The organism is Roseibium sp. AS2, assembly GCF_038900065.1.
Taxonomy (GTDB): Bacteria; Pseudomonadota; Alphaproteobacteria; order Rhizobiales; family Stappiaceae; genus Roseibium.
Genome location: NZ_JBBMQN010000004.1, coordinates 170,075 through 192,489, shown reverse-complemented (window position 1 = coordinate 192,489; position 22,415 = coordinate 170,075). Strand labels below are relative to the sequence as shown.

Below are 22,415 nucleotides of genomic sequence, written 5' to 3'. Positions count from 1 at the left end.
GACATGTACAAGATCGTCGGATTTCCGCGCACCCGCGCGATGCGGGTGATGTGGCTCCTGGAAGAACTGGGCGAGGCCTACGAGATCGACCCGGCGCCGCCGCAGTCCGAAACGGTTCGCGACCTGACGCCGGACGGCAAGGTTCCGATCCTGATCGAGGATGGCACCGCCATCACCGAATCGGTCGCGATCTGCACCTATATCGCCGACAAGCACGGCAGGTTCACCTTTCCGGCGGGCACGCTGGAGCGCGCCCGGCAGGACAGTTTCACCCAGTTCGGCGTCGATGTGCTGGAAGGCGCCCTGTGGACCTCCGCCAAGCACAGTTTCGTTCTGCCGGAGGGCCTGCGCGCACCGGCGGTCAAGGAAGCGTGCCGGTTCGAATTCGCCCAGGGACTGAAGAGCCTGGAAACACGGCTCGGTGACGGGCCTTACGTCATGGGCGACACCTTCACCATTGCCGACATCATCATCGGCCACTGTTCCGGCTGGGCCTTTGTCGCCAAATTTGACCTGCCCAAGGAAGGTCCGGTCCATGACTATTTCAAGCGCCTGCGCGAACGGCCCGGGTTCAAGGCCATGAAACAGAAGGCGGAAGCCGCCTGATGATCCGCGTCCGGAAAATCCATTCCGCGGGCGGCTGGTCCGGCGCACCGGCCGATCGGATCACGCTCGACCTGGACGACCGGTATCGCCGGCGGGCGGTGCTGACCGGCGCTTCCGGGCTCACCTTCCTGCTGGATGAGCCCCAGGCCGTTCATCTCCATCACGGCGACGGTGTCGAACTGGAAGACGGCCGGATTGTCGAAATCCTCGCCGAGCCGGAAGACCTGGTCGAGATTGAGGCCGACAACACGGCGCATCTGGTCAGGATCGCCTGGCATCTCGGCAACCGGCACCTGCCGACGCAACTGATGGGCGACAAGCTCCGCATCCGCCGCGACCATGTCATCGAGGACATGGTGGCAAAGCTCGGCGGAAAACCGACGCCCGTATCGGCCCCCTTCGATCCGGAAGGCGGCGCCTATGGCCACGGGCGCACCCATGGCCACGAGCATGGGCATTCCCACGATCACCAACACAATCACGGGCACGGGCATGGGCATGACGGGCACAGCCATGACTGAAAGCCTGTCGCTGTCCGCGCTCTACCGGCTGCAGACGTTCCTGTCGCCCGCCTTTCCGGTCGGTGCCTTCACCTACAGCCACGGGCTGGAGCAGGCGGTCGACCGGGGTGACGTCACCAGCGCCGCCGAGCTGATCCCGTGGCTGGAAGACGTGCTGCGCTTCGGTGCCGGTCGCAGCGATGCCATCCTGCTGAAGGAATCCATGAGAGCCGCTTCCGGCGGCGATGCAGAGGCCCTGGCGGAGCTGCGCGCGCTGGGTCTGGCGTTGCAGCCGTCGAAAGAACGTCATCTGGAAACAAGTGCCCAGGGAACCGCCTTTGCCGGCGCGATCGCGAGAAGCTGGCTGCCCGGCCGGTCGACCCGCGCCGCGGACCTGTGCCGCGAAATCCTCGCGGCGGACGACGATCCCTGGCCCTATCCCGTTGCCGTGGGTCTTGCCTGCGCGGCCCATGACATTCCCGACGATGCGGCCCTGATCGCCTGGCTCCACGCCTTTTCCGCCAACATCGTCTCCGCGGCGATGCGTACCGTGCCGCTCGGACAGACCGAAAGCCAGACCGTCCTGGTACGCATCGAGCCGGTCATCTTCGACGTTGCCGAAGAGGCAGCTGCCTCCGGTCTCAACGATCTCGGCACCTCCACATTCCTTGCGGACATCGCGTCAATGGCGCATGAAACCCAGTATTCGAGGCTGTTTCGCTCATGAATTCCCAAAACGGCCCCTTGCGCGTCGGCATCGGCGGTCCGGTCGGATCCGGCAAGACCACCCTGACCGACCGCCTGTGCAAGGCCATGCGCGACACCTGGTCGATCGCGGTCATCACCAACGACATCTACACCAGCGAGGATGCCGAGGCGCTGATGCGCTCCCAGGCCCTGACCAGCGACCGCATTCGCGGCGTCGAGACCGGCGGATGTCCGCACACGGCGATCCGCGAGGATGCCTCCATCAATCTGGCCGCCATCGCGGACCTCACCCGCGCGATCCCGGATCTGGACCTGATCCTGATCGAGTCGGGCGGCGACAATCTGGCAGCAACCTTTTCGCCGGAACTCGCCGACCTGACGCTCTATGTCATCGATGTCGCCGCCGGCGAGGAAATCCCGCGAAAGGGCGGCCCCGGCATCACCCGGTCCGATCTTCTCATCATCAACAAGACGGACCTGGCCCCGCATGTCGGCGCCGATCTGAGCGTGATGGACCGGGACGCGAAGAAAATGCGCAAGGACCGGCCATTTGTCTTCGCCAACACCAGGGCGGGCGAAGGGCTTCAGTCTGTGGTAGACTTCATTGTTCACAAGGGCGGGTTGAACGCATAGGGGTGACCCCTTCCATTGAAAAGTTGTTTTGAATGAGTGCTGGCAATCAGGGCATCTGCGCGCACAACAATGCGATCTGGTGCGATGCGGTTCTCAAGGCAGCCGGGGCGAAGACCGGATTCCATCCGGGTTTCTGGCAAGCGGAAGACCGTCTGCTGCCGCTCCATCCCAACATCGTCACCTTGTCGGAGGCCCCGGGCGCGGGCTTCAAGCAGGCGCTGGCGGCCTTGCCGAAAGAGGCGACGGTAAAGGACAGCTTTGACACTCTCGGCCTTGGACCGCTCGGCTTTCGGAAGCTCTTTTCCGGCACCTGGCTGTTCCGGCCGGCCCAGACAGCGAGAAAAGCGCCGATACAGCCGGACTGGCACAAGATCACCCATCCCGATGCCTTGAAGAAATGGGCCGTGGGCTGGAACGGCAACGAACAGCTTCAGGCGGTCTTTTCCCCAAGGCTGCTGGCATCGGCAACAATAGATTTCGCCGCCATCATGAAGGAAGATGCCATCAGGGCAGGGGCCGTGTTCTCGTCGGGGCCCCGGCTGGACGGCAAGGACGTGGTCGGCCTGTCCAACCTGTTCTGCCGCAGGAACTGGCGCTACAGCGCCCTGCACGGACTGCTCGCCCCCTATGCGCACAGACCTGTCTGCGCGTATGAAGCCGATGACGGCCTGTTGCCCGTCTACGGCCAGCTCGGCTTCCAGACATGCGGCCGCCTGAGCGTCTGGATCAAGACCGCCGCTTGATCTTTGCGCTCCACCCGGCCACGCTGTTCCCGGAAAATACGGAGGGTGGATCATGATGTTCGACGGTGTGAATCTGATCGCGGTAGCGGCCGCTGCAATCGGATCTTTTGTCTTCGGGTCGCTTTGGTACGGCGTCCTCGGCAAGCCATGGATGAAGGCGGCCGCGTTGACGGCGGCGCAGACCAGGCCGGATCCGATCACCCTGGGGATCGCCTTTTTCTGCCAGCTGGTGATGGCCTTCGTCTTTGCCGGCATCATCTACCACAGCGGCAGCAGTGGACTGCGCGCCGGGATCATCTCGGCCCTGATGATCTGGATCGGCATCGTCATGACCACGCAGATCGTCAATCACCGCTTCCAGGGCAAGCCCTGGAGCCTGACCTTGATCGATGGCGGGCACTGGCTCGGCGTTCTTCTGGTCCAGGGGGTTCTGATCGGTTTGCTGAGCTGACCGAAGCGCAAATATCTACGTATTTGAACGCATTAGACCAAGGACTCGGCGACTAAAGGACTAATGTTAGGATCTGGACGCTGCAGGGGGGCATACGCATAATGGCCCCCGGCAAAACAGGCTGCGGGGATTGCGCGGAGCGCCACTCGCGGGCCTTATTGTTGTTTCTGGGAGGTTTTCAATGTCCGATTCCGTTTTTCCCGTTCCCGCGGAGGTTGCCGCACGGGCGCATGTCGACAACGCCAAATATCAGGAAATGTATCAGAGATCCGTGGAAGACCCGGAGGGCTTCTGGGGGGAGCACGGCAAGCGCCTCGACTGGATCAAGCCTTACTCCAAGGTCAAGAACACGTCCTACGACTACCACAATGTCGCGATCAAATGGTTCGAGGACGGCACGCTCAATGTCTCCGCCAACTGCGTCGACCGGCATCTGGAAAAACGCGGAGACCAGCCGGCCATCATCTGGGAAGGTGACGATCCGGGCGAACACAAGGTCATCACCTACAAGGAACTTCACCACGAGGTGAACAAGTTCGCGAACGTGCTGCACGCGCAGGGCGTCAAGAAGGGTGACCGCGTAACGCTCTACCTGCCGATGATCCCCGAGGCTGCCTACGCGATGCTGGCCTGCGCCCGCGTCGGCGCGGTTCATTCCATCGTTTTCGGCGGCTTTTCACCGGACAGCCTTGCCCAGCGCATCGGCGACTGCAAGTCGGAATGCGTGATCACCGCCGACGAAGGTCTGCGCGGCGGCCGCAAGGTTCCGCTGAAGGTCAATGTCGACAAGGCCATCGAAAAGGCCCCGGTCAAGAGCGTGATCGTCGTCAAGCGCACCGGCGGCGACGTTCCCATGCAGGAGGGACGGGACGTCTGGTACCACGACGAGGCCGACCGGGTGTCCGATCATTGCGCCCCGGTGGAAATGAACGCGGAAGATCCGCTGTTCATTCTTTACACCTCAGGTTCGACGGGCAGCCCGAAAGGCGTCATGCACACGACCGGCGGCTACCTGGTCTATGCATCCATGACCCACGAATATGTCTTCGACTATCACGAGGGCGACATCTACTGGTGCACGGCCGATGTCGGCTGGGTGACCGGCCACAGCTACATCGTCTACGGCCCGCTGGCCAATGGTGCCACAACCTTGATGTTCGAAGGCGTTCCGACATATCCCGGGCCCGGCCGGTTCTGGGAAGTCTGCGACAAGCACAACGTCAACATCTTCTACACCGCGCCGACCGCGATCCGCGCCCTGATGGGGGCGGGCGACGATCCCGTCACCAGCACCTCGCGCAAGTCGCTGCGTCTTCTTGGTTCCGTGGGCGAGCCGATCAACCCGGAAGCCTGGACCTGGTACTACAACGTGGTCGGCGAAGGCCGCTGCCCGATCGTGGACACCTGGTGGCAGACCGAAACCGGGGGCATCCTGATCACGCCTCTTCCGGGCGCGACCGACCTCAAGCCGGGCTCGGCCACGCGGCCGTTCTTCGGCGTCCAGCCGGCCATTGTCGACGCGGAAGGCAATTTCCTCGAAGGCGCGACCGAAGGCAATCTGGTGATCAAGGACAGCTGGCCAGGCCAGATGCGCACGGTCTATGGCGACCATGAACGCTTCGTGCAGACCTATTTCGCCACCTACAAGGGTCTTTATTTCACCGGAGACGGCTGCCGCCGCGACGAGGACGGCTACTACTGGATCACCGGCCGTGTCGACGACGTCATCAACGTGTCGGGCCACCGCATGGGCACGGCCGAAGTCGAGAGCGCCCTGGTTGCTCATCCCAAGGTCTCGGAAGCCGCGGTCGTCGGCTATCCGCACGACATCAAGGGGCAGGGCATCTATGCCTATGTCACGCTGATGGAGGGCGAGGAACCCACGGACGAGCTCAAGAAGGAGCTGGTCAAGCACGTCCGGTCCGAAATCGGTCCGATCGCGTCTCCCGACCTGATCCAGTTCTCTCCGGGACTGCCCAAGACCCGCTCCGGCAAGATCATGCGCCGGATCCTGCGCAAGATCGCGGAAGACAGTTTCGACAGTCTCGGCGACACGTCGACTCTCGCCGATCCGGCCGTGGTCGACGACCTGATCGACAACCGTCAGAACCGCGCCTGAGCGGCTCGACAACACACCTGAAGGCCCGTCGACACGACGGGCCTTTTTCTTACCCGGACTATTTCGACAGGTAGATCGACTGGATTTTCTTGGCGATGTTGCTGAAGGCGTTGATCAGCTCCGAGGAGGATGTCGCCTGGTAGTAATTTCCGTCGCTGGCGCAGGACGCCATGTTCTTTGCACCGGTGGAGCTGTTGTTGTTGCCGAAATAGACGCCGAAAATCTCGATTCCCGAAGTCTTCATGCCCTCGCAAAGTGCACGGGAGGATGTCGAGGACTCGTTGTCGTAATAAACCCCTTCGCCTTCCTCATCCCACACATAGGCCACAACCTCTTCCCAGGTGCAGACTTCCTTTGTCTTACCGTTTTTCTTGATTTTTGTCGTGCAGGTTTCTTCCCACTGGGTCGTTTCGTCAATCTCGTAGTACCGGTTGTTGTCACCGTCGGTCATGATGACCGCGAATTTCAGAACGTCTTCATTGTCATAGGCTTCCGGAGCGCTGTCCGCAGGCCAGACGTCCTTGTAGTTGGGTGACAGGCTGTTCCACCCCCAGGTGATACCGGTCTGCCCGGCGGTGCCGCCATTGTCGTCCAGCGCCTCGATGGCGTCGATCAGCTCTTCCCGATCGGATGTCAGCGGGATCATTTCGGAATCCGACGAGCAGCTCCAGCTGGCACCGCCGTAAAAGACATTCATGGGCGGCGGATCGGTTTCATCGTAATAATCGTAGGGCTGGTCGGTGTATTTGACCTCGTAAAGATCGGTACCATCGTCATAATCAACGCGTTCGGTGACACATTCGCTGCCATCGGCATAACCATAGGCGTCGCCCTTGACCTTGTCGGCATAGGTCCCCAGGTTCACGCCCTGGCTATACGGCACCAGGGAAATGCGGACCTTGACGTCCTCCTCCTGCGTTTCTTCCGGGATCAGGATGTCCACGAGGCTTTCCGAGGCCTCCCGCAGCGTGTCCATGTCACTCCTCATGGACCCGGTAACATCGACCACAAGGGCCAGCTCCACGTCGAACCGCGAATAGGCAACCTGGGCGCTCGTTCCGAAGGCGAAGAACGCCGGACCGAGGCTCTCCTTCATGTAGCCACCCATGTCGATGAAATAGTTCTGGAGCGTCGCCGAAGCGGAGACCGTCACGGTCCCGTTGTTGCTGTCGACGATGAAATCCAGGTTCTCGATGGCTTCTTCAAGGAACTCCGTGTCGGCCAGGTTCGCCCTGAATGACTTCGTGAGGGCCTCCTTGATCTGAGCGTCCGTCATCACCGACGTCGACAGGTCCGTGGCCAGGGAGAGGGCCGCGGCGTCGAGCGCATAAGAGAGTTTCTCACGCGCGTTGATGCTCCGGGAAACATCGAATGCCGCCCCGGAGATGACCAGCATCAGGATCACCATCAGGCCGAACAGGGGCAGGATCGACGCCTTGCGGTCGCCAATGAATCTGGTTGCCAGGGTCTGGAAAATCTTACGCTGAAAATACCGCATAGCTGCCTCTTGAGATGCGGCGGATCCTACCCGACAAAAGTACCTAAAAGTTTAAGGTTGCTGTCGAAATTGTTTTTACACCCCCCGTCCCATCGACCTTCCGGCCAGGGTTCCGGCAAAGGATTGCGCCGCGGGATCATTTGGACAGATAGATCGACTGGATCTTGCGTGCGATGTTCGCGAAGGCACTGATGAGCTGTTCTGCGGACGATGCCTGATAATAATTGCCGTCGCTGGCACAGGACTGCATGTTGCGTGCGCCGGCCGAAGTGCTGCTGGTACCGAAATAAACGCCGAAAATTTCGATGTCGGACGCTTTCATAGCCGCGCACATGTCCCGGGATCGTGTGGAAGACACATTGCTGTAGGATTCGCTCTCACCGGACTCGCGCCATGCGTTGACGGGCACGGTGCTGCACTCCCAGCGCCATCGGCCGCGATTGCGGACCCAGCCGCATTGTTCCTCTTCTTCGATAAATTCGTAAAACCGGTTGTTGTCGCCATCGGTCATGATGATCGCGAACTTCAGAACCTCGTCGTCCGAATAGGCCGCAGGCGTGCTTTCCGAGGGCCACAGGGAGGAATAATTCGGCGACAGGCTGTACCAGCCCCAGGCAATCCCGGTCTGACCGGCCGTGCCGCCGGTATCGGTAAGTGCATCGATCGCGGGCAGCAGCGTGTCCCTGTCGCTTGTCAGCGGCACCATTTCGGAAGAAGAGGAGCAACTGGTGCTGCCGCCGCCGAAGAAGGTTCCCTCCGGCGGCGGGCTGACATCGGTGTAATAGTCGTAGGCGGCATCCGTGAACATCACTTCGTTGCTGTCGAAGTCCTGACGCTCGGTAACGCAGTCGCCGCTGACACTGTAGAAATCGGATCCCTTCACCTTGTCCGCATAGGGGCCCAGGTTGACGCCCTGGCTGTAGGGAATGAGCGAAATGCGGACCATCGCGTCGCTTTCATCCACCGTTTCGGGCACCAGTATGTCCACCACGCCGGCGGAAGCCTCGCGCAGGGTGCGCATGTCGCTCGAGGACATGGACCCCGTGACGTCCACCACAAGGGCCAGTTCCACGTCGAACCTCGAATAGGAGACCTGCGAGCGCGTGCCGAATTCGAAGGTTTCGGGACCCAGCGCGCTCTGCATGTAACCGCCCAGATCGATGAAATAATTGTTGAGGGAGGCCCTGGACGACACGGAGATGACCCCGTTTTCGCTGTCCACATTGAACTCCAGATTGCCGATGGCCTGTTCGACGAATTCGGTGTCCTGAAGATTGGCCCGGAAGGACGCGGTCATCGCCTCGGTGATCTCCGCGTCGGTCATCACCGATGTGGACAGGTCCGCCGCCACGGACAGCGCCGCCGCATCCAGGGCAAAGGACAGCTTTTCCCTTGCACTGACCGCACGGGTAACATCGGCCGCGGCGCCTGCAAGCACGATCATGAGAATAACCATCAGTCCGAAAATAGGCAGAATTGCCCCGTCACGCTGGGTTATCAAACGTCTCAATAGGTACTTCACGGAGTGAATGCGTCGACTGTGCATGGTTGCCTCATGTTTCAACGAGACAAATAATGCAAAAAGGTACCCATTTCCTTAAATGAACCTTAGGAAAGCTATTAACAAGACATAAATTTATTGATTAAAATTCTTCAATACCGGCCGGAACGCAAGACGGCACGATCCGGCGTGCTCCGGTCGGCAACAGTCCCTGATAGCCCCGGCAGCCCATGAAGGGTCGAAACAGGTGGCCGTGTTTTCAGGGTTCCAGTTCGGTGTCCCAGTAGAGGAAATCCAGCCAGCTCTCGTGCAGGTAGTTCGGCGGGAAACCCCGGCCATTGTTGTGCAGGTCCTGGATGGTCGGCTGAAAGGGCATGTGCATCGGCCACATGTTCAACTGCTGGCAGGACTTGTTGGACTTGCGCAGGTTGCACGGAGAGCAGGCCGTGATGACGTTGTCCCAGGTCGTCAGACCACCCTTGGAGCGCGGAATGAGGTGATCGAACGTCAGCTCATGCCTGGAGCCGCAATACTGACACTGGAATTTGTCGCGGAGGAAGACGTTGAAGCGGGTAAAGGCGGGATATCGGCTGGGTTTGACAAAGGTCTTGAGGGAAACGACGCTCGGCAATCGGAACTCGAAGCTCGGACTTCGGACCGCCGCGTCATATTCCGAAACGATGTTTACCCGATCCAGAAACACAGCCTTGATGGTGTCCTGCCAACTCCACAGGGACAAAGGATAGTAGCTCAAGGGCCGATAGTCCGCATTGAGCACCAACGCCGGATGCGTCCCCGGCGAAACCGCTATCGTCACGCTCCGCTCCTCACGACTAGTCGGATCGTCCGGTGCCCGGTCAAACGGACAGCGGATCACGTCCTTTTGTGACGGGAGTATTGTAGTGCCGAGGTGACAGTCTTGTGAAGCCCGGTAAATTCATTTCTCGCAACAGAAAGCCGGACCCGTTTCCGGCAAAGCATTTTTCTTAAAGCTATGAATTATTTGCGTGAAAGCGGAAATCTCTGCGGCACTGTGACAAACCGGCGGCTCCAACGCAAAAGGGCGCCCGAAGGCGCCCCCTGAAATCATGAATTCCTCAATCGAATCAATTTGAGGTCCACTGCCGGATATCGACAAAATGTCCTGCGATCGCGGCCGCCGCAGCCATGGCCGGCGACACCAGATGCGTCCGGCCCTTGTGACCCTGGCGGCCCTCGAAATTCCGGTTCGACGTCGAGGCGCAACGCTCTCCCGGGCTCAGCTTGTCCGCATTCATGGCAAGGCACATGGAACAGCCGGGCTCACGCCACTCGAAACCGGCTTCCTTGAAGATCAGGTCCAGGCCTTCCTCTTCGGCCTGCTCCTTCACCAGTCCGGAGCCCGGCACCACCATGGCGCTGACATGGGACGACACCTTGTGATTTCCGATCACCGCCGCCGCTGCGCGCAGGTCCTCGATCCGGCCGTTGGTGCACGACCCGATGAAGGCCCGGTCGATCCTGATATCCGTGATCTTCGTGCCCGGCTCGAGCCCCATGTATTCCAGCGCGCGGATTTTCGAGGCGCGGCGGTTCTCGTCCTCGATCTCCAACGGATCCGGGACGATGCCTTCCACGGAGACCACATCTTCCGGCGACGATCCCCAGGAGACGATCGGCGGCAGATTGGCGGCGTCCAGCTCGACAACCTTGTCGAAATAGGCATCCGGATCCGTATGCAGCGTCTGCCAGTAGGCCAGCGCCTTGTCCAGCTCCTCGCCCTTGGGTGCCTTCGGGCGGCCCTTGATATAGTCGAACGTGACTGCGTCCGGCGCGATCAGGCCCGCGCGCGCGCCGGCTTCAATCGACATGTTGCAGACGGTCATGCGGCCTTCCATGGACAGCGAGCGCATGGCCTCGCCGGCGTATTCGATCACGTAGCCGGTGCCGCCGGCCGTGCCGATCTTGCCGATGATGGCCAGCACGATGTCCTTGGCGGTAACGCCGTCCGGGATCTTGCCGTCGACCTTCACCAGCATGTTCTTCGCTTTTTTCTGGATCAGCGTCTGCGTGGCCAGAACATGTTCGACTTCCGACGTGCCGATACCGTGCGCCAGGGAGCCGAAGGCCCCGTGGGTCGACGTGTGGCTATCGCCGCAAACGATGGTCATGCCGGGCAGGGTGAAGCCCTGTTCGGGGCCGATGATGTGAACCACGCCCTGACGCATGTCCAGTTCGGAGTAATACTCGACCCCGAATTCGGCCGCGTTCCTGGCCAGCGTATCCACCTGCAGTGCGGATTCAGGATCGTCGATGCCATGGCGGCGGTCCGTGGTCGGCACGTTGTGGTCGACGACGGCAAGGGTTTTCTGTGGCTGACGCACTTTCCGGCCGGTCATGCGCAGACCTTCGAAGGCCTGCGGACTGGTGACTTCATGCACCAGATGGCGATCGATATAGAGCAGGCCGGTACCGTCCGGCTGCATGTCGACCACGTGGTCGTCCCAGATTTTGTCGTAAAGCGTCCGTGCCTTGGCCATGGGTCTCTCCTCAGTCCCGCCGGACCGTCGTTCAAACCTCTTCAGTTTGCAGGAGCCCGGCAGGTCCCTCCTTCGGCCGGTCCGGCCGCGGGGGTCTGTCCTCAATTGTCAAGGCTAGTGAATGACGCAGCTCTGCTCAAACGTCAAGCGTTCCGAGTTGAGCTGAATTCAACTGGGATTGACCGCCAGCGGCAAAAACGAAAAAACGGCGGCCCATCCGGACCGCCGTCTTCAAATTCTTCAAGCCGGGCCGGCTTATTCTGCAGCGTTTTCCGCAGCTTCCTTTTCGGCCTGCTTGGCCTCCGCCTTGGCGACCTTCGCGGCAACAGCCTCGGAGCGGGCCACTTCGTTCAGACGCTTGGCGCGGACATTGGTGTTCTCGGTGATACGGGCCGACTTGCCGCGGCGATCGCGCAGGTAGTAGAGCTTCGCGCGGCGAACCTTACCGCGGCGGACAACCTCCACGCCTTCCAGCATCGGTGAGAAGATCGGGAACACACGTTCGACACCTTCACCGTAGGAAATCTTGCGCACCGTGAAGCTCTCGTTGATGCCGCCGCCGGAACGGGCGATGCAGACACCTTCGTAAGCCTGTGTACGGGTGCGGGTGCCTTCGGTGACCTTCACGTTGACGCGAACGGTGTCACCTGGAGAAAATTCCGGCAGCTTCCGCTGGCCTTCGATTTTCTCCATTTCCTCGGCATTGATCTGTTCGATGATATTCATGGCATTTTTCCCTTTTCATTTACAAAGCGGTCAGAGCGTTCTCCGAATGGACCGGGAACGAATTCACCAGCTCTGGGCCATGTTTCCTTGTCCGCCGGATGGCCGCGGAATTCAGGTCTTTCCAGACCCGTCCACAAGGCATGCCTTCAAAATCAAGACACACGATCACCCGGCTTCGGCGGGCGTATACAGGAAAACACCCCCCATGTCATGCGGATTCGTCAATCCACGTCGTCTTCATCCGCCATATAGGCATCCCAGAGATCCGGGCGGCGTTCACGGGTCAGGCGTTCGGCTTCCGCCATGCGCCACTCGTGGATCTTGCGGTGATTGCCGGAGGTCAGCACCTGGGGAATGACCGCGCCTTCGAACGCGGCCGGGCGGGTGTAATGCGGGTGCTCCAGAAGACCCGTCTCGAAACTTTCCGTATCCGCGCTTTCCATGTTGCCCATGACCCCGGGAATGAGCCGTATGACCGCATCCAGCAGCGTCATCGCGCCGATTTCCCCGCCGGACAGGATGTAGTCGCCGATGGAGACTTCCTCCAGGCCGCGGGCCTCGATCACTCGCTGGTCGACCCCCTCGAAGCGGCCGCAGACGATGACGGCTCCGGGTCCCTCGGCCAGCTCATGGGCGCGGTCCTGGGTAAACGGCAGACCGCGCGGGCTCATCAGCAGATTCGGACGCGGATCGTCCTGCTGCGCGGCCGCATCGACGGCCCTGGCCAGAATATCGGCCCTGAGCACCATGCCGGCGCCGCCGCCCGCAGGCGTGTCGTCGACGGAGCGGTGCTTGTCCGTGGCAAAATCGCGGATCTGGCTGGTCTCGAGCTGCCACAGGCCCTTGTCCAGTGCCCGTCCGGACAGGCTGTGACCCAGCGGCCCCGGAAACATGTCCGGGTAGAGCGTCAGGATTGTTGCCTTGAAAGCCATGACCGCTGCCCGTTTTCCCGATTGGCCGTTGATCCGTGTCCGAAAACCCGCCCCCGGTTAAGAAGCCGTTTACCGCATTCTCCGAAATCCGGCGATATCAACACCCGGATCATCGGAAAGAAAGTTCTGATTAAGGCCCGGTGCCTACCCTGACAAGAGCGATTCAATCGGGTCTTTCACCGTGCCAAGGTTTCCAGTCTACCGTTTCAAACTTCCCGCGTTCATCCAGGCACGTGTCGACCGGCACTATCTCGATGTTTCGATCAGCCGCGTTCTGCCGCTGATCTGTCTGATGACCTTTGGCGTTCTCGTCGGCCTGGTCTTCAACACCGGTGTCGGCCACCCCTATGACAAGGTCATCCATATCGGCTTTTTCGCCCTTCTGACCCTGTCCATCCACGCTCTCTTCTGCTGCCGGCTGCGGATTTCCGCAGTCGTCGCTTTCGGCATGGGACTGGGTGGCGAGGTGCTGCAGGGCTTCCTGCCCCACCACGAAATGTCTCTTTCCGACGCGGTTGCCAACGGCATCGGCGTCTCGATGATCGTGGCCCTGATCGCCCTGATCCGCTCCGAAACCCGCCAGGCGGTAAAGGACGAACAGGAAGATTTCAATCTGGGCCGGATGGGTCTGGAACCGGTCCGTACCCGTTACCGCTCGGGCGCACCCTCGGACGGTTCCGGCGCTCCTTCGGAAAAATAGTCCTCGGGCAGGTCCACCCGCACCTGTCCTTCAGCCAGGTTGATCTCCGGCACAAAGTCCTTCGTGAACGGGATATAGAAAGTGTTGCCGCGCTGCGGCCGGACCTCAAGCAGGTCGCCGGCGCCGAAATCCTGCACCGCCGCGATCTTGCCGAGCGTTTCGCCGCCCTGATCGATGACGGCAAGGCCGGTCAGATCCGAATAGTAGAATTCGTCTTCTTCAGGCTCGGGCAGCTGGTCGCGGCTGATATAGAGTTCAACCCCGTTCAGTTCCTCGGCCTGGTTCCGGTCCGTGAGCCCCTTGAACCGGGTGATCACAACCGTCTTCTGCACCCGTACCTTTTCCACTTCGAACGACCGGGAGCCGTCCTTGGTGACAAGGGTGCCATAGTCGGCAAAGGAAAGCGGGTCGCTGCCGAAAGGCTTGACCCGCACTTCCCCGCGAATGCCGTGCGCCGCACCGATCCTGGCCATCAGCACCTTCCGATCGTCTGATGACGTCATCTCAAAAGGCTCCCTGGCTCAATTCCGGCGCGGCGGCTGTCATCGGACTTATTCGGCGGCAGCTTCTTCGGAAGCAGCCTCTTCAGCCGGAGCGGCGGCGGCGGCAGCCGCTTCTTCTTCAGCGATCCGCTTTGCTTCCAGGCGTTCCTTGGCCTTCGCGCCCGGCTCGGCCTTTTTCGGGTTGTTGCGCGCGTCGCGCTTCTTCAGGCCGGCGGCATCCAGGAAACGGTGAACGCGGTCGGTCGGCTGGGCACCGGTGTCGAGCCAGTACTGAATGCGCTCGACATTCAACTGCACGCGGTCTTCGGAATCCTTCGGCAGCATCGGGTCGTAGGAACCGACCTTTTCAATGAAGCGGCCATCGCGCGGGGAGCGGATGTCGGCAATGACGATGCGGTAATACGGGCGTTTCTTGGAACCGCCGCGTGCCAGGCGAATTTTCGTAGCCATGATATTTCTCCAGTTTTTTCAGTTGCCGGCTTCTGCGGCAATGGCTTCATGGTGCCGGATCACTTCGTGAACAATGAAGTTCAGAAACTTCTCGGCAAAGTCAGGATCGAGATTGGCGTCGCCGGCAAGTTGCCTCAGCCGCTCGATCTGAATTTTCTCCCGCGCCGGGTCGGCCGGCGGCAGGTCGTTGTTGGCTTTCAGCACGCCCACTTTCTGGGTGCACCTGAACCGTTCGGCGAGCATGTGGATCAGCGCCGCATCGATGTTGTCGATGGACGACCGCAGGGCTTTCAATTCGGCAAGCGCCGCACTCTGGCCCAGACGGGTTTCCGCTTCGCTCATCGTTTCTTGCCTTTTCCCATGCCCGGCAGACCCGGAAGTTTCGGCCCCCCGAGGCCGGGCAGACCCGGCATTCCAGGTGGCAGCCCGGCGCCGCCCAGCCCGCCAGGCAGTCCGCCCGGAAGACCCTTGGGCAGCTCCATGCCACCGGGCAGTTGGCCGGATTTGGCCATTTCTTCAAGCTGCTTGGGATCGACATCGGGCATGCCGCCGCCCATGCCACCCATCAGCTTGCCGAGCATGCCCTTGCCCTTGCCCATCTTCTTCATCATGTCCGCCATCTGGCGGTGCATTTTCAGAAGCTTGTTCACTTCGGCCACCTGCACGCCGGATCCGGCGGCGATGCGCTTCTTGCGGCTGGCCTTGAGAAGGTCGGGCTTGCGGCGCTCGATCGGCGTCATCGACTGGATGATGGCGACCTGACGCTTGAACATCTTGTCGTCGATGTTGGACGCCTCGATCTGCTTCTTCATCTTGCCGACACCCGGCAGCATGCCCATCATGCCGGACATGCCGCCCAGTTTTTCCATCTGTTTCAGCTGTTCGGCCAGATCGTCCAGGTCGAAGTGACCCTTCTGCATCTTTTTCGCCATCTGGGCGGCTTTTTCCGCGTCGATGGCCTCGGCGGCCTTTTCCACCAGCGAGACGATGTCGCCCATGCCCAGAATGCGGTCGGCGATCCGCTTGGGATGGAAATCCTCCAGCGCATCGGCTTTTTCGCCCGTCCCGATCAGCTTGACCGGCTTGCCGGTGACCGCCTGCATGGACAGCGCCGCACCGCCGCGGCCGTCACCGTCCATGCGGGTCAGCGCGATGCCGGTGATGCCGACACGCTCGTCGAAGTTCCGCGCCAGATTCACGGCGTCCTGACCGGTCAGGGAATCGGCCACCAGCAGGATTTCATGGGGCTGCGCGGCGGATTTGATATCCGCCATTTCCACCATCAGCGGCTCGTCGATATGGATCCGGCCGGCGGTGTCCAGCATGACCACGTCATAGCCGCCCAGCTTGGCGGCGGACATGGCGCGTTTTGCAATCTCGACAGGGCCCTGACCCTCGATGATCGGCAGGGTGTCGACTTCGTTCTGTTCGCCCAGAACCCTGAGCTGTTCCTGGGCCGCCGGACGGCGGGTGTCCAGTGACGCCATCAGCACCTTGCGCTTGTCGCGCCGGGTCAGGCGCCGCGCGACCTTGGCGGTCGTCGTCGTCTTGCCCGAGCCCTGCAGGCCGACCATCATGATCGCCACGGGCGCCGGTGCGTTCAGGTCGATCGGCTGGGCCTCTTCGCCGAGCATCTCGACAAGCTGATCGTGAACGATCTTCACGACCATCTGGCCCGGCGTCACCGATTTGACGACTTCCGCGCCGACAGCCCGGTTGCGGACCTTGTCGGTGAAGGACCGTACGATCGGCAGCGCGACATCAGCCTCGATCAGCGCGCGGCGAATTTCGCGCATCGCCTCGTTGACGTCGTTTTCCGAGAGCGCACCGCGGCCGGTGAGCTTGTCGAAAATGCCGCTTAGTCGATCGGACAGGCTTTCAAACATCAAAGGGTCCTTGAACATCGTCGGTTTCGGGAAATCTCCCGAACCATATGGGCAGCCCTGCCTCGATTCCAACCGGATCGAACTGCGCAAAGCAGTTTGACACCCGAGGGCGCATCGCGCTGTCGGGTGGTGACCTCCGGGAACTCTTTAGACCTTGACGGGTCCCGGTCGGCGGGTCGAGTTGTTGCTCACTCATATGGAGTTCGCGGTCTATGCCTGAAAGCGGTCAGAGAGTCAAGGAAGACGCCCCGTTGTCACGGAACGGCATTCGCCGTGCCCGCCACCGTTCGAAACAAACCAGCCGGACTATTCGGCATCCCGCCGCGACGTTTCGTAGGTCGCCGAGATCCGGTAGTAGTCGTTGAAACCGATCCTGTCGCGCAATTCCCTGAAGTCCATCAGGTCGGGCGTGCGGTCCTGGTCCGTCTTCAGTTGCGCGAGTGTGGTCATCATCGCCTTCATGGCGCTGGCCATCAGGGTCAGCGGATAGGCGGCAATCGCATAGCCGATGTCCTGAAGCTCCCGGTGCGACAGGTCCGGTGTCTCGCCGCCTTCGACGATATTGGCCATCTTCGGACCCGGCAGTTCCCGGCAGACTTCCGCCATCTCGGCAACGGTCTTGGGCGCCTCGACGAACAGGATATCGGCCCCCAGTTCCTTGAACTTCGCCGCCCGCGCGATCGCCTCGCCAAGTCCGTGGTCATGGCGGGCATCGGTGCGCGCCAGGATCAGGATGTCGGCGCCCGCCTCCCTGGCATCCTGCGCCGCGCGGATCCGGTCGAAGGCCTCTTCGCGGGTCACCACCGCCTTGCCCGGCGTATGACCGCAGCGTTTCGGGGCGACCTGATCCTCGATCATCACCGCCGCCGCACCGGCCTTGGCCATTCCGGTGACCGTCCTGCGCACATTCATGGCATTGCCGTACCCCGTATCGCCGTCAGCCAGCAACGGAACCCGGACCGCATCCGTGATATTCCGGGCCTGATCGAGCACCTCGCCATAGGACATCAATCCGAGGTCCGGCTGACCGATCCGCGACGCGGAGGCGGCGAACCCGGACATGAAAGTCAGATCGAATCCCGCCTGTTCGATCAGCTTTGCCGACAGCGCGTCGTAGCAGCAGGGCATGACATGGAGCGTGTCCTGCGCCAGCAGGGCACGAAGCGTTTCGGCCGGAGACGGCATGATCATGAAACCTCAGAGTTTGAAGGGAATGTAGAGCGCCAGATCGGTCCATACATAAAGGATCGCCGCGGAGAACAGCAACAGGAGAAGGAACGGCAGGACTCCGCGCGACACATCCGTGAGACTGGCCTTGGCAACCGACTGGATGACATAGAGATTGAGTCCGACCGGCGGCGTGATCAGGGCACATTCCACCATCACCACCATGAAGACGCCGAACCAGATCGGATCGAAGCCGAGCAGCAGCGCCGCGGGCAACAGCACCGGCGTCATGATCAGGACCATGGACAGGGCCTCGAACACCAGCCCCATGATCAGCAGCACGACCGCAACCACCAGGATGAAGCCAAGCTGCGTATCAATGTTCTGGCCGATGAAGACCGAAATCTCCTGCGGAATCCGATAAAGCGTGATCGCCTTGCCGAACACCTTGGCACCCGCAACAATCAGAAGAATGGCCACCGTTGTCGCCATGCTCTCGAAGCTCGCCTCACGGAATCCTGTCCAGCTCAACCGGCGCATCGCCAGCGTGATCGCAAGCGCGCCGGCAAGACCAAGCGCGGCTGCCTCGGTCGGTGTCGCCGCGCCGGTATAGATCACCCCGATGACATAGGCGGCCAGCAGGACCGCCGGCAACGCCCGGAGCGTTGCCCGGACCCGTTCGGGCCATTCCGTCGGCGGCTCCGGCGTGAACCCGCCGAACCAGCGCGCATAAATCATCGAAAAGGCGATGAACAGCACCACCAGCAGAAGTCCCGGCCCGATGCCGGCGAGAAACAGGTCCAGCACCGACTGTTCGGTGACGAAGGCATAGACGATCATCGGGATGGACGGCGGGATCAGGATGCCAAGCGTTCCGCCGGCGGCCAGCAGCCCGTAGACGAACCGACGCTGATACCCGCGCCCGATCATTTCCGGTATTGCAACGGTGCCGATGGTCGCGGCGGTGGCGACGGAAGACCCGGAAATCGCGGCAAAGATGCCACAGGAAATGATGGTGGCAACCGCGAGGCCGCCCGGCCAGTGGCCGACCCAGGCGTGGACGGACGCGAACAGATCCCTGCCGACGCCCCCTTTCAGCAGGATGTTCGACATCAGCAGGAACAGCGGCACGGCCAGCAGGATGAAGCCGTCGAGGGTCGACAGGATCGCCTGGGGCGCCATCAACGGCGAAAATCCACCCAGCATCAGCAGCGCCAGGCCAAGCCCGCCCAGCGCGAAAGCCACCGGCACCCGGATCAGCAGCAGCGAGAACAAAGCTATCAGGATGAGCACGACCGTCATGCGGATACCTCGCCGTCCCGACTGTCTTCCGGGCCGCCACCACCACCCTGCGTTCGCGCGAGTTCGATCAGCGCCTGCAGGAACACCAAGGAAAAGCCGACCGGGATCGCCAGTTCGGAAACCCAGATCGGCATGTCCAGCATCGAGCCGGTGGTCCGTCCGCGCTCGAAGGACTCAAGGAAGATGCCGCCGCCCTTCCAGGCAACCACGGCGCTGAAAAGCGCAACCGCGGTCATTGCCAGCAACCGGCAGACAGTCCGCCCCGCGGGGCCCAGCCTGTCGGTCACCACATCGACGGCGATATGGCGGTTGGCCTGAAGCAGCCAGGGCATGGCGATCATGGATCCCCAGATGAGGCAGAGCTGGGACAGTTCCGCCGCCCAGATCGTCGGCGCCACGAACAGGTAGCGCGCCGCGACCTCGTAGGTCAGCATGCCCCCGGCGACAAAAAACAGCAGCGCCGCGATCCAGGCCAGCGCCTTCAGGAGATGTGAAAAGGTTTTCATGGAATTCCCCGGCACCGGGACCTGCAGCCACCGGAGGGTTCAAAAGAGAAAGAACATAGGATTTCGGCGGCGGCCGGATGTTTTCCGGCCGCCGCCCAACGGGTCAAGTCCGCGTCAGAGAGCTTTCGCTGCATCCATGACGGTCTTGCCAAGGTCCCCGGATTTTTCGACATAAGCGTCGTAGACCGGCTGGCTTACCGCTTTCCAGGCTTCGAGTTCCGACGCCGTGGGGGTATAGATGGTCATGCCGTTTTCCTCGGCCTGCGCATAGGCCGCGGCCTCGATCTCGGACATCCGGTCCCGCACATCCGCTTCCGCCTTCAGCGCCGCGGCCTGGATGAGCGCCCTGTGGTCTTCCGGCAGCCGGTTCCAGAAATCCGTGTTCACCACGACGATGAACTCGATGTCGGCATGATTGGTCACGGTGATCGTGTCCATCACCTCCCACAGCTTGCGGGATTTGACACCCGAAACGCCTGTCATGCCGATATCCACCGTACCGCGCTGATAGGCCAGATACTGTTCGGAGCCGGAGATCAGCGTCGGTGCGCCTTCGGCGGCCGTGACAAAATCGCCGAGCGTCTTGCCGAAGACCCGGACTTTCTTGCCCTTCATCTCGGCCGGTGTTTTCACCGGACCGTCCTTGGAGAGCATGATCGCCCCGCCGTAGGCCTGCCACCACAACACCGTGGATCCGGTTTCCGAGATGGCGTCGTCAAGCGGGCCACGCACCGGCGACCCGGGCGCGACGGCCGCGCGGACCTTTGCTTCCGTGTCGAAAAGGAACGGCTGATAGAAGATATCGACCGCGGACACGTCACCGACGTAGCGCGTCAGTGATGCGACGCCCATCTCGATGGCGCCGGAGCCGACCGCAGCCGGGACTTCCTTGTCCTTGTAAAGCTGCGCGGAATCGTAGATTTCGACAGCGATGTCACCGTTCGAGGTCTTCTCCACCTCTTCCTTGAAGAGCTGAAGGTTCTGACCCAGATGGCTCGTCAGCGGCAGTTGCAGCGATATACGCAAGGTCGTGTCGGCAGCCTGCGCCGAACCGGCAGACAGGCCAAGCGCCACTGCGGCGCCCAGCGCCCAGGAAAATGCTTTCATTTTATTCCTCCCAAAAAGAACCTTTCGCTTCAAAACGAAAGGGTCCGGAAGGCACTCTTGCAAAAGCGCATTTCAGGGTCAATACGCCTGAAAGCCCTTGCAACCGGTGATGCCTGTTCCCGTTTCAGGAACCCGTTCCTTGCATTTTGCACGGCGCGGGCGGATAAGGACTTCTTCAAACAAACCCGACTGCCGTCCTGACAGCCGTCCTTCCCGGATGCACGGTCAATGAATTTTCGAGCCATAGCCTTACCAATCGGTCGTTTGCTCATCCTGATTTCCCTGTTGATGACCCTCCCCGCGATGGCCGATGCCGTTGCCGCGCACGCGGACTGGCAGGTCTTTCTGGTATCGGGGCTGGTGCTGGGAACTACGGGCGGCCTGATTGCACTGGCATTCAGGGGCGAAAAACCGCCCTCCGGATTCCGCGAGGCGATCGTGTTCGTGACCGCGGCCTGGTTCGCGTTTTCCATCGCCGGTGCGATACCGTTTTATTCCGGCAATCTCGGGCTCGGTTTTACCGATGCCTTTTTCGAAGCCGCCTCGGGCCTGACCACCACCGGATCCACCGTACTGACCGGACTGGACAGCTTTCCTCCCGGTATTCTGCTCTGGCGCGCGCTGTTGCAGTGGATCGGCGGCATCGGTGTCATCGTTCTCGGCATATGGCTTCTGCCGGCTCTGAGGGTGGGCGGCAGCCAGCTTTTCGCGCTGGAATCGTCGGAAAAGACCACGCGGCCCTATGGCCGCATAACGCCCTTCGTCTACCGGCTGCTGATCCTTTACGGAGGGCTGACACTGAGCTGCATGATCCTTTACCTGATCTGCGGCATGAGCTTTTTTAACGCCGTCGTCCATACCATGACCACGGTATCCACCGGCGGCTTCTCAACCTCGGACCAGTCTTTCGGCCAGTTTCAGGGAACTGCGGTCTATTGGGTCGCCACCGTGTTCATGCTGCTCTCCAGCCTGCCGTTTTTATACCTCATCAGAAGCCTTGAGCGCCGGCGGTTCACACCGGATATCCAGGTCGTGCTTCTACTGGCATTCGTGACTTCGGCTTCTTTCGGGGTCTTTTTCTTCGAACGGTACATTGTTCACGACACACCGTTTCACATGTTCACACTGGCGGTCTTCAACGTGGTCTCCATCATCACGACCACCGGTTACGCGGCGAACGACTATCTGCGGTTTGGACCGGCGGTCATTGTTATTTTCTTCGTGCTGACGTTTTTCGGCGGCTGCAGCGGCTCGACGGCCGGCGGTTTCAAGATGTTCCGCATCGCGATCCTGACCGCCTACATCCACGCGCTCCTGCGCCGCATGATCCGCCCGCACCGCATCGCGGCTCCCCGGTATCAGGGCCAGGCGGTGTCGGACAACGTGCTGGAAGGCGTTCTGGTGTTCGCGGTGCTCTATACGGGATCGTTCGCGGGGTTTTCCCTCATCTACATGATGCTGGGACTCGATCTGGAAACCGCGCTGAGCGCGTCCGGCACGGCGCTGGCCAATGTCGGGCCCGGTGTCGGCAACACCATCGGGCCTTCAGGAACGTTTCAATCTCTTCCTGACGCAGCCAAGTGGTCCCTGGCCATTGAAATGATACTCGGCCGTCTCGAGATCCTCGGAGGAATCCTGCTTCTGACCCCGGATTTCTGGTGCGACTGAACCCAACCTTGCAAGATGGCAATGCATCTGGCTGCACTTGAAGGGTTGCGAAAGTGACACGGACATGGAAAACCACCGCCGGCGTGACCGTCCGGCGGTGGTCTTTCTCAGGCGATCGAACTGCGCGGCCAACGATGGACCGATCGGATGAAACCGGTCATCCGTCGAATTTGCAGCCTACGGGGGGATG

General features: G+C 61.3%; 23 protein-coding genes. 9 read left to right on the top strand and 14 right to left on the bottom strand.

Features of this window, described 5'->3' with window-relative positions:
* Window positions 1-3: 3 nt before the first annotated feature.
* From WNZ15_RS12880 to acs, 7 genes are all read left to right on the top strand, one after another.
* A complete protein-coding gene (locus tag WNZ15_RS12880) occupies window positions 4-606 on the top strand; it encodes a glutathione S-transferase family protein (RefSeq protein WP_342893387.1) in 603 nt (200 codons plus the stop codon).
* Complete coding sequence (locus WNZ15_RS12875) at window positions 606-1,127, top strand: urease accessory protein UreE (protein ID WP_342893386.1); 522 nt, start codon at window positions 606-608, stop codon at window positions 1,125-1,127. The genes WNZ15_RS12880 and WNZ15_RS12875 overlap by 1 nt, the downstream gene beginning before the upstream one ends.
* Window positions 1,045-1,833, top strand: coding sequence for an urease accessory protein UreF (locus tag WNZ15_RS12870; protein WP_342893385.1), 789 nt, complete (start codon window positions 1,045-1,047; stop codon window positions 1,831-1,833). The genes WNZ15_RS12875 and WNZ15_RS12870 overlap by 83 nt, the downstream gene beginning before the upstream one ends.
* Window positions 1,830-2,447 carry an urease accessory protein UreG gene (gene ureG / locus WNZ15_RS12865; protein ID WP_342893384.1) on the top strand — a complete coding sequence of 206 codons (618 nt, stop codon included), beginning with the start codon at window positions 1,830-1,832 and terminating at the stop codon, window positions 2,445-2,447. The genes WNZ15_RS12870 and ureG overlap by 4 nt, the downstream gene beginning before the upstream one ends.
* 32 nt (window positions 2,448-2,479) lie before the next feature.
* A complete protein-coding gene (locus WNZ15_RS12860; protein WP_342893383.1) occupies window positions 2,480-3,190 on the top strand; it encodes a hypothetical protein in 711 nt (236 codons plus the stop codon).
* 52 nt (window positions 3,191-3,242) lie between these two features.
* Window positions 3,243-3,641, top strand: coding sequence for a DUF1761 domain-containing protein (locus WNZ15_RS12855; RefSeq protein ID WP_342893382.1), 399 nt, complete (start codon window positions 3,243-3,245; stop codon window positions 3,639-3,641).
* Window positions 3,642-3,822: 181 nt separating this feature from the next.
* Entirely contained in the window at window positions 3,823-5,760 is a 1,938-nt protein-coding gene (gene acs, locus WNZ15_RS12850; RefSeq protein ID WP_342893381.1) for an acetate--CoA ligase, read from the top strand.
* Window positions 5,761-5,818: 58 nt separating this feature from the next.
* Here the strand turns inward: acs and WNZ15_RS12845 are convergent, their stop codons facing one another.
* The 6 genes from WNZ15_RS12845 to trmD all read right to left on the bottom strand — a co-directional run bounded on the left by WNZ15_RS12845 (window position 5,819) and on the right by trmD (window position 12,936).
* Complete coding sequence (locus WNZ15_RS12845) at window positions 5,819-7,258, bottom strand: pilus assembly protein (protein WP_342893380.1); 1,440 nt, start codon at window positions 7,256-7,258, stop codon at window positions 5,819-5,821.
* Between the two features lie 136 nt (window positions 7,259-7,394).
* Entirely contained in the window at window positions 7,395-8,768 is a 1,374-nt protein-coding gene (locus WNZ15_RS12840; protein WP_342893379.1) for a pilus assembly protein, read from the bottom strand.
* Between the two features lie 250 nt (window positions 8,769-9,018).
* The gene (locus tag WNZ15_RS12835) at window positions 9,019-9,576 is read right to left on the bottom strand and encodes an HNH endonuclease (protein WP_342893378.1); all 558 of its coding nucleotides are present in this window, start codon (window positions 9,574-9,576) and stop codon (window positions 9,019-9,021) included.
* A 289-nt stretch (window positions 9,577-9,865) separates the two neighbouring features.
* Window positions 9,866-11,278: a 3-isopropylmalate dehydratase large subunit gene (gene leuC / locus WNZ15_RS12830; RefSeq protein WP_342893377.1), complete on the bottom strand. Its 1,413-nt coding sequence runs from the start codon at window positions 11,276-11,278 to the stop codon at window positions 9,866-9,868.
* 255 nt (window positions 11,279-11,533) lie between these two features.
* Window positions 11,534-12,004, bottom strand: a complete 471-nt coding sequence (gene rplS / locus WNZ15_RS12825) for a 50S ribosomal protein L19 (RefSeq protein WP_342893376.1) — start codon at window positions 12,002-12,004, stop codon at window positions 11,534-11,536.
* A gap of 221 nt (window positions 12,005-12,225) precedes the next feature.
* Window positions 12,226-12,936: a tRNA (guanosine(37)-N1)-methyltransferase TrmD gene (gene trmD, locus WNZ15_RS12820; RefSeq protein ID WP_342893375.1), complete on the bottom strand. Its 711-nt coding sequence runs from the start codon at window positions 12,934-12,936 to the stop codon at window positions 12,226-12,228.
* Window positions 12,937-13,117: 181 nt separating this feature from the next.
* Between trmD and WNZ15_RS12815 the strand changes: the two genes are divergently transcribed.
* Window positions 13,118-13,636 carry an antibiotic resistance protein VanZ gene (locus WNZ15_RS12815; RefSeq protein ID WP_342893374.1) on the top strand — a complete coding sequence of 173 codons (519 nt, stop codon included), beginning with the start codon at window positions 13,118-13,120 and terminating at the stop codon, window positions 13,634-13,636.
* Here the strand turns inward: WNZ15_RS12815 and rimM are convergent.
* From rimM to dctP, 8 genes are all read right to left on the bottom strand, one after another.
* Complete coding sequence (gene rimM, locus WNZ15_RS12810; RefSeq protein ID WP_342893373.1) at window positions 13,585-14,139, bottom strand: ribosome maturation factor RimM; 555 nt, start codon at window positions 14,137-14,139, stop codon at window positions 13,585-13,587. The genes WNZ15_RS12815 and rimM overlap by 52 nt on opposite strands.
* A 48-nt stretch (window positions 14,140-14,187) precedes the next feature.
* On the bottom strand, window positions 14,188-14,589 hold the full coding sequence (gene rpsP / locus WNZ15_RS12805; RefSeq protein ID WP_342893372.1) for a 30S ribosomal protein S16: 402 nt from the start codon (window positions 14,587-14,589) through the stop codon (window positions 14,188-14,190).
* 18 nt (window positions 14,590-14,607) lie between these two features.
* On the bottom strand, window positions 14,608-14,931 hold the full coding sequence (locus WNZ15_RS12800) for a chorismate mutase (protein WP_342893371.1): 324 nt from the start codon (window positions 14,929-14,931) through the stop codon (window positions 14,608-14,610).
* Window positions 14,928-16,475 carry a signal recognition particle protein gene (ffh, locus tag WNZ15_RS12795; RefSeq protein WP_342893370.1) on the bottom strand — a complete coding sequence of 516 codons (1,548 nt, stop codon included), beginning with the start codon at window positions 16,473-16,475 and terminating at the stop codon, window positions 14,928-14,930. Before ffh ends, WNZ15_RS12800 begins: the two co-directional genes overlap by 4 nt.
* Window positions 16,476-16,781: 306 nt before the next feature.
* Complete coding sequence (locus tag WNZ15_RS12790) at window positions 16,782-17,666, bottom strand: isocitrate lyase/PEP mutase family protein (protein WP_342893369.1); 885 nt, start codon at window positions 17,664-17,666, stop codon at window positions 16,782-16,784.
* A gap of 6 nt (window positions 17,667-17,672) precedes the next feature.
* Window positions 17,673-18,944, bottom strand: a complete 1,272-nt coding sequence (locus tag WNZ15_RS12785; protein ID WP_342893368.1) for a TRAP transporter large permease — start codon at window positions 18,942-18,944, stop codon at window positions 17,673-17,675.
* A complete protein-coding gene (locus tag WNZ15_RS12780; RefSeq protein WP_342893367.1) occupies window positions 18,941-19,450 on the bottom strand; it encodes a TRAP transporter small permease in 510 nt (169 codons plus the stop codon). Before WNZ15_RS12780 ends, WNZ15_RS12785 begins: the two co-directional genes overlap by 4 nt.
* A gap of 114 nt (window positions 19,451-19,564) precedes the next feature.
* Window positions 19,565-20,557 (bottom strand): TRAP transporter substrate-binding protein DctP, encoded by a 993-nt coding sequence (gene dctP, locus WNZ15_RS12775; RefSeq protein WP_342893366.1) that lies wholly within the window; start codon window positions 20,555-20,557, stop codon window positions 19,565-19,567.
* Between the two features lie 288 nt (window positions 20,558-20,845).
* Between dctP and WNZ15_RS12770 the strand changes: the two genes are divergently transcribed.
* A complete protein-coding gene (locus WNZ15_RS12770; RefSeq protein ID WP_342893365.1) occupies window positions 20,846-22,225 on the top strand; it encodes a TrkH family potassium uptake protein in 1,380 nt (459 codons plus the stop codon).
* Window positions 22,226-22,415 lie beyond the last annotated feature (190 nt).